General features: G+C 42.0%; 5 protein-coding genes. 1 reads left to right on the top strand and 4 read right to left on the bottom strand.

Going from position 1 to position 6,319, the window contains the following annotated elements:
* Positions 1-11 precede the first annotated feature (11 nt).
* The 4 genes from CWO84_RS13310 to CWO84_RS13325 all read right to left on the bottom strand — a co-directional run bounded on the left by CWO84_RS13310 (position 12) and on the right by CWO84_RS13325 (position 4,173).
* The gene (locus CWO84_RS13310) at positions 12-1,319 is read right to left on the bottom strand and encodes a cytochrome P450 (protein ID WP_165786321.1); all 1,308 of its coding nucleotides are present in this window, start codon (positions 1,317-1,319) and stop codon (positions 12-14) included.
* Positions 1,319-2,014 (bottom strand): TonB-dependent receptor, encoded by a 696-nt coding sequence (locus CWO84_RS24970; protein WP_276308155.1) that lies wholly within the window; start codon positions 2,012-2,014, stop codon positions 1,319-1,321. The genes CWO84_RS13310 and CWO84_RS24970 overlap by 1 nt, the downstream gene beginning before the upstream one ends.
* An 18-nt stretch (positions 2,015-2,032) precedes the next feature.
* Positions 2,033-3,361 carry a TonB-dependent receptor plug domain-containing protein gene (locus CWO84_RS13315; RefSeq protein WP_240618047.1) on the bottom strand — a complete coding sequence of 443 codons (1,329 nt, stop codon included), beginning with the start codon at positions 3,359-3,361 and terminating at the stop codon, positions 2,033-2,035.
* Positions 3,362-3,801: 440 nt separating this feature from the next.
* Positions 3,802-4,173 carry a helix-turn-helix domain-containing protein gene (locus tag CWO84_RS13325; protein ID WP_101053171.1) on the bottom strand — a complete coding sequence of 124 codons (372 nt, stop codon included), beginning with the start codon at positions 4,171-4,173 and terminating at the stop codon, positions 3,802-3,804.
* Positions 4,174-4,326: 153 nt separating this feature from the next.
* Here CWO84_RS13325 and CWO84_RS13330 point away from each other — a divergent pair, with 153 nt between their 5' ends.
* A complete protein-coding gene (locus CWO84_RS13330; RefSeq protein ID WP_205800380.1) occupies positions 4,327-5,535 on the top strand; it encodes a replication protein in 1,209 nt (402 codons plus the stop codon).
* Positions 5,536-6,319 lie beyond the last annotated feature (784 nt).

Consider the following 6,319-nt stretch of genomic DNA (forward strand, 5'->3'; position numbering starts at 1 on the left):
TCGACAGGCATTTATAGGGCCTGAGTGGTTTGAGTTATCGAAACGATTACATCTCTCTCAGGCTTATAGGTAATACTAACGGTAGGTTTAATGTCCTCGTTGACGAGAATTGTAAATTCTCTTAGCAAGGTGGCAATAATCACCATCATTTCCAACTCTGCGAAATGCCTACCAACACAATTGTGTACTCCACCACCGAACGGGAGAAATGTGTACTTATGTCGCTGCGTTACTGCACCGTTTAAAAAGTGATCTGGGTAGAATTCATTTGGGCGCTCCCACCACCTTGCATCACGATTGGTCGCATAAAGGCTCATTATTACAGACGTACCTTGTGAAACCGTTTTTCCTCCTACGGTTATCGTCGTTGCTGTATCCCTACTAAGCGCGATAGCCTGCGGATATAAGCGTAATGTCTCATAAAGCGCCGCCTTGGTGTAGATCAACCGTTCCATAGTTTCTGGCGTCAATGGGTCATCCTTGATGCCCTGTATTTCACTGGTAATACGTTTATGGACCGCCTCATGCTTTCCTATGAGGTAAAAGAACCATATCAATGTATTAACAGTGGTGTCTTGCCCAGCCAGGAACAACGTAACAGCCTCATCCCTTAGTAACTCTCTCGACATTTGTGAGCCGCTTCTGTCCCTACCATTCATCATTAGAGAAATTAAATCATGGCCTGTCGGCTCAATTCCATCGATTTTGGAATCAACATAGGCCACGAATTGATTGATGGCTTTCTCCATTCTCCTATTTTGTAGGACAAAAAGCCGCTTTAATTTTCCCTTGCCTAGCGTCTCCGTTAGTAAATGCGGAAATAATCCTTTTACTATGGTGTCAATCGCCGCCATCAATAACTCTTCACTATGTGAAGTTTTTGCCTGGCCAAACATGACCTGAATCAGAATGCTCTGAATAATGGTTTTTAATTCCTCTGATATGTTTACTTTAGTGACACCATCCTTTTTGAGCCGCCTTGTGGCATTGCAGGCTTCTTTAAGCATAATGCCGTGCCACTCTGCGATAGCTTGCTTTGTAAACATTGGCTGCATTAGTCGACGCTGGTTTGTCCATGTAGCGCCCTTGCTATTAAACAGTCCATCGCCGAACATAGGTTTTTTTGCTTCATAAAGCGAGTCTCTATTCAAAAGGCCCCTAGCTTCTTGATTGAATATTTCCTCGTAATGTTCCGGATTTGATGTAAATAAAAGCTTCTTATTAAAAAAACATGTTTGCACAAAGTCGCCATATTTCTTGTGTATAGCGGTTAATGCGCCAGTAGGATTGGTTATTAGCCTAGCTAGATAAATAAGCACTAGAATGTCACTTTGACTTGTCCCAATACGGTTCGCCCAAGAATAGCTTCATCCCCTGGGAATAGAATTGGGTTTAACGTTGGTTCTTTTAGAGTTGAATTAAAGATGTTGTTGACTCTGAATGTGAATTCGAGTGGTTTCGCTATTTTGGTTGATAGTGTTAGACCAGCCGTAAAATAACCTGCTAAATTCCCACGTGGATCATCGGATGGCCGTTTTCGCTCTCCGATCCAATTTAGTTGAGTCCCTACCGCCCAACTATCAGTGATGTCCCAGTTTAACAGCCCTTTTGCCATGTGTTCTGGCATTAGACCTGTATAAGACGTAGACGGCAACCCGTGATAACTGTAGCTGACAGCGAAGTCAACATCGCTACTTAACTTGTACTTTGTTTCAGTTTCAAAGCCTATCCCATCAATTGGGGCGCTGTTACGAAAACCGACCGGGGTCACACTTGTGGAGTTAGTGGACGTGATTAAGTTTTCTTGTTTAAACCAATAAACATTCGCCGACGTCATTAAATCAGACGACCATTTGTTTTCAACCTGGAATTCAACCGTGTTTACAGTTTCCGGTTTAACAGTAGTGCCCGGAATCAGTGGTAGATTCTTTTCAAGAAACGACGGCGGTCGAAATGCCCGGCTATATAGCAACTTGGTTGTCAGATTCAAATTGACATTCCACACCAGTGCGATACGTGGACTATAACCTGGTTATACGTCCGAGTAATAATCGTAGCGAAAGCCAGTAGTTAGATACCAATCTGGTGCGAAATTCCACTCATCCTGTATTAGCGCATAATAATTTGTTCGATCTTTCGATGCCAATAATGGATCTCTTCCAAATGCCGATGCTTCGGTTAATGGGATCTGCTGTACAAAGGTTGGAGTAATGATGTAATTGATTTTGTCAGTTCCATCAGAAATCCAATTGTAAATAAGCCCCGTACCCGCTGTGATCGTGTGTTTATTAATGCCAACGTAATTGAGTTGTGTAGTTAGCCCAGTTGTCCCCTGGAAACCAGACACAATATTTCGTGCACCAAGTGGCAATAACCCGCCGAACGTACCTGCCGGCAGTAAATTAATATCGGTACTTGGATTTTGCCCCAAAAAATAAAACGAAGATTTATTCGTTAGTGCATCGGTGATTTTGTTATTTAGCGACAGATCGAGATTGTATATATCATTATTTGTACCGCCAGTACCGTCAAGGGCATAAGCCGCTCCAATACCTGTTTCTACATGTCTAAATCCTTGATACCCGGCTCGAAGCCTGATCATGTCTTTGTAGGCCACGTCTATGCGCGCATCAATGTCACCCCGACCATTATTGGTGAAGCCTGGTGCATTAGATACCTGAGTTCCAAACTGCCTATCTATAACTGTCTGTGCGTCTTGGCCGACCCTTCCTTGATAACCATTTGTACTACCACCTTGAATAGCTAAACTGTACTCTAAGTCGCCTGATTCGTTACCGTATTCAGCCCAACCTTCATAAGTATCTTGATTTCCAAAGAACCCACCAACATCGCCCCCTTTTAGCTCTTTGCCGGTCTTCAGAACAATGTTGATAACTCCGGTCGTGGCGTCGCCACCATAGAGCATTGAACCAGGCCCTCTAATTACTTCGATATGTGCAATATTCTTAACCGGCAGATTCCATTCGAATGGCTTTCCGCCAAATAATGTATTCCTAACAGGTACGCCATTGACTAAGATTAACACTTGAGCGTTTGTCTCAGAGGAAACACCGCGAAACCCAATAACCTTAACGCCACTTCTGGCGTTGCTTACATGTACACCAGGTAAGTATTCGAGAACATCCGTCAAGCGTCTGGCACCGATTCTTTCAATGTCTTTAGCCGTCATAACCGACGTAACACTAGGACTTAGGCTTTGCGGCAACGGGTGCCCTGATGCAATTGATTGCATTTGACCAGATCCATAAATCAATCCTAAATCGTCGTCTGTTTCGGCCAATGCGTTTTGTGTAAGACAGCAGCAGATAACAAAGTATTGCGCTGTTTGAGATGAATTCATAGTAACCAAGCGTTAGTTGAAGGGCTAATTACTGTTATCGATTCTGATATTTAATTCTTGTGTTTCTGACTTGTCCGCGCACTCGGAAGAAACAAACGTAAGTCTTATGGGGATTGTTATATCTTCATAAGTGTCTCGAATGTATCGGAACAGTGTGTCTAACGTTGACCATTCGCGAACCCTTTTTCGATACGACACTAACAAAAAAGACCCTTCTTTCCAGGTTAATTTAGTGACTATTCGGTACTTTTTACTCTGTGACTGAACAATATTGATTTCCCTTACGGCCTTAGCTTTAACAAACTCTACCAGTTCGGCTTCCTCAATGTTGTACGTGTTGTTTTGATACTCCATTACGTTATGCCAGTAACCGTGAAATGCAATTAAACATCGTTGAAACCAATGGTTTCCCACAATATAACATGTTTTTTTATTGACAGTTAGCTGGTGAGGACGCGAGTTAGACTAGGCGATTTCACGCCTTGTGCCCATTTCTTTACAAGAAACGCTTGATAGTCCGGCAAAATCACAGACACTCGTGAATATCCATCTGGTACGCCGCTAATCTTTCCTCCAGCCAGCGTACGCAATGATTCTGCATCCATATCCGTTTCTATTAAAAGACTTGGTAAATCCACATCCAATGCATTCGCTAATTGCTCCATGACCCGCAAAGATGGGTTCCCTTTTCCCCTGGTTAAATCACCTATGAACGACTCAGAGACACCAGATTTAGCTGCCAATTGCTCTTTAGTCATACACTTCTCTTCAAGTAAGCGCAAAACATTGGTAAAAAAAATTTGGTTATACATTCGTTAACTTATCTATAAATTTTAGCCGCTAAAATTTCCAATTGACGACGAATAGATGTTTAGCTAAACTTCTTTCTAACGGAATCGGACCTTGATCCTGCTTTCCTTCATACCCTATAACTGGTCTTTAACTAACCCATCAGGAATTACAGAATGTCATCAGGCAAAACCACAATTCTCCATGATTCTAATGATGATTTGTTATTCGGCACAAGCGAAACAATCCCTACCCCACCCAAAAAACCAGCTAAAAAAAAGACAACAACACTCAAGCCAATTCCTGTTGATGCTTTTAAGAATCAACAGTTATGCCTATTTCAAGACTTTCTAGCAAACACACGGGAAGAAAAAGCTCAATTGGGAAATGCTTTTGACCTATGGGATAGCATTCCTCGTTATTCGATTTCTCGTAAAAGACAAGATGACTTGAGGCTTCCTGGCGGTTCTCTTCCAATTTCAACAGTCGATTTTAAGTACCGTGGTAATGAGTTTCGAATACAAATACGCCCTGCCCGTCTCGTTGATCCAGTTACAGGCGTCGAATCAGAATACTATCCAAGTGCAAGAGAAGAACTTGTTGAACATGCCCTAAGAAAGATGGCCGTTGATGATGGTTTTTATGATGTAGAGGAATTCCGCTCTGGTTGTAGATTCACGCTACATCAATTACGCGTCCACTTACAAGACCAAGGTCACGCACTTCGATACGACGAACTTATAGAAGCTCTTGATATACTTTCACTAAGCACAATAGATATTCAAGGCGAAACAGAAGATTCTAACATCAGCTATACAAGGATGACCTATCTCTCGCTATTAGCTAGAGTCAGCCGAAAAGAACCTACACAATTCAACACGCAAGAATCTCGGTGGCTCGTCCAATTCCACCCACTAATAACAAACGGCATATCCAATCTCACCTATCGTCAATTTAATTACAGACGATTGATGAAATGTAGGTCACAACTGTCCAGATGGCTTATCTCCCAATTAGTCCTTAAGTACACCCAAGCATCATTAGCCAATAGCTTTATCATGCGATACAGCACTATCAAGCGAGATAGCTCATTACTCGAAGGGTACAAACGTGAGAGAGATGCTGTGACTGCTCTCGAAAACTCATGGGATGAAATCAAACAACTTGGAGTATTAACATCGTACACCAAGTTAGAAGAACGTGGGAAAAGGTCAAAAATTGAAGATGTTGTCTATACAATCTTCCCTTCCCCTGAATTTACTGCTGAGCAAAAGGCATCAAACCGCCGATTAAGCGATGCCAAAAACAACATTAAAGAGGGGAATGACTCGCAGGTTAGTTCCAAGAAAGGAGGAATAGCTCGCGGGTCAACCGCAATACGATAGCAATTTTGCTCGCAGGGACACATTTGCTTTATGGTTTTTAACACTATTACTTTAATTCTATTAACGAATTTACTTTCAGGAACGATAAGGCTTAGGGGGAATAGCTCGCGGGTCAGTTAAAAATGCAGGGGGAATAGCTCGCGGTTCCCAGGGGGAATGACTCGCACATCGTTTTTTTCATCCAAAATCATACTTAAATCATGAATTTAGACAGGGGGAATGACTCGCGGGTTGTAAAAAATGCAGGGGGAATAGCTCGCGGTTCTTAAAAAATACAGGGGGAATAGCTCGCGGGTTACTAAATTTCTACTTATTTACCGTCCTGAATGACTACTTAACCTCAAAAAAGATCGAAATCAGACTTACTTTTAGGAGGAATGACTCGCGGGTCGATAATCTAAGTGCCTGATAACACAATTATAACCGGCGTTTAAAACATCCTTATTCTTATAAGCCTTATATAGTCTTTTTTTAACCGTCTACCTCAGTAAATACTAATTATAGAAATAATGTATTTACAAAGAAAATTTCAAATAAAAAAGGTACTTATAAGCATAAGTACATTAATGTCACATATCATCTTAAATACAAAATCTGAGCTACTCTAGCAACGATATTTTCACTCAAGTGAAAAGGCAGAATCAGTCTAGGGGGAATAACTCGCGGGTTATAAATCGACCTAGGGGGAATAGCTCGCACGTCAGCCAGTCTAAGAGGAATAGCTCGCGGATCAATTAACTTAGGGGGAATAGCTCGCACGTCAGCCAGTCTAAGAGGAATAGCT

The sequence above is a fragment of the Methylomonas sp. Kb3 genome, assembly GCF_002834115.1.
In the GTDB taxonomy this organism is placed as follows: Bacteria; Pseudomonadota; Gammaproteobacteria; order Methylococcales; family Methylomonadaceae; genus Methylomonas; species Methylomonas defluvii.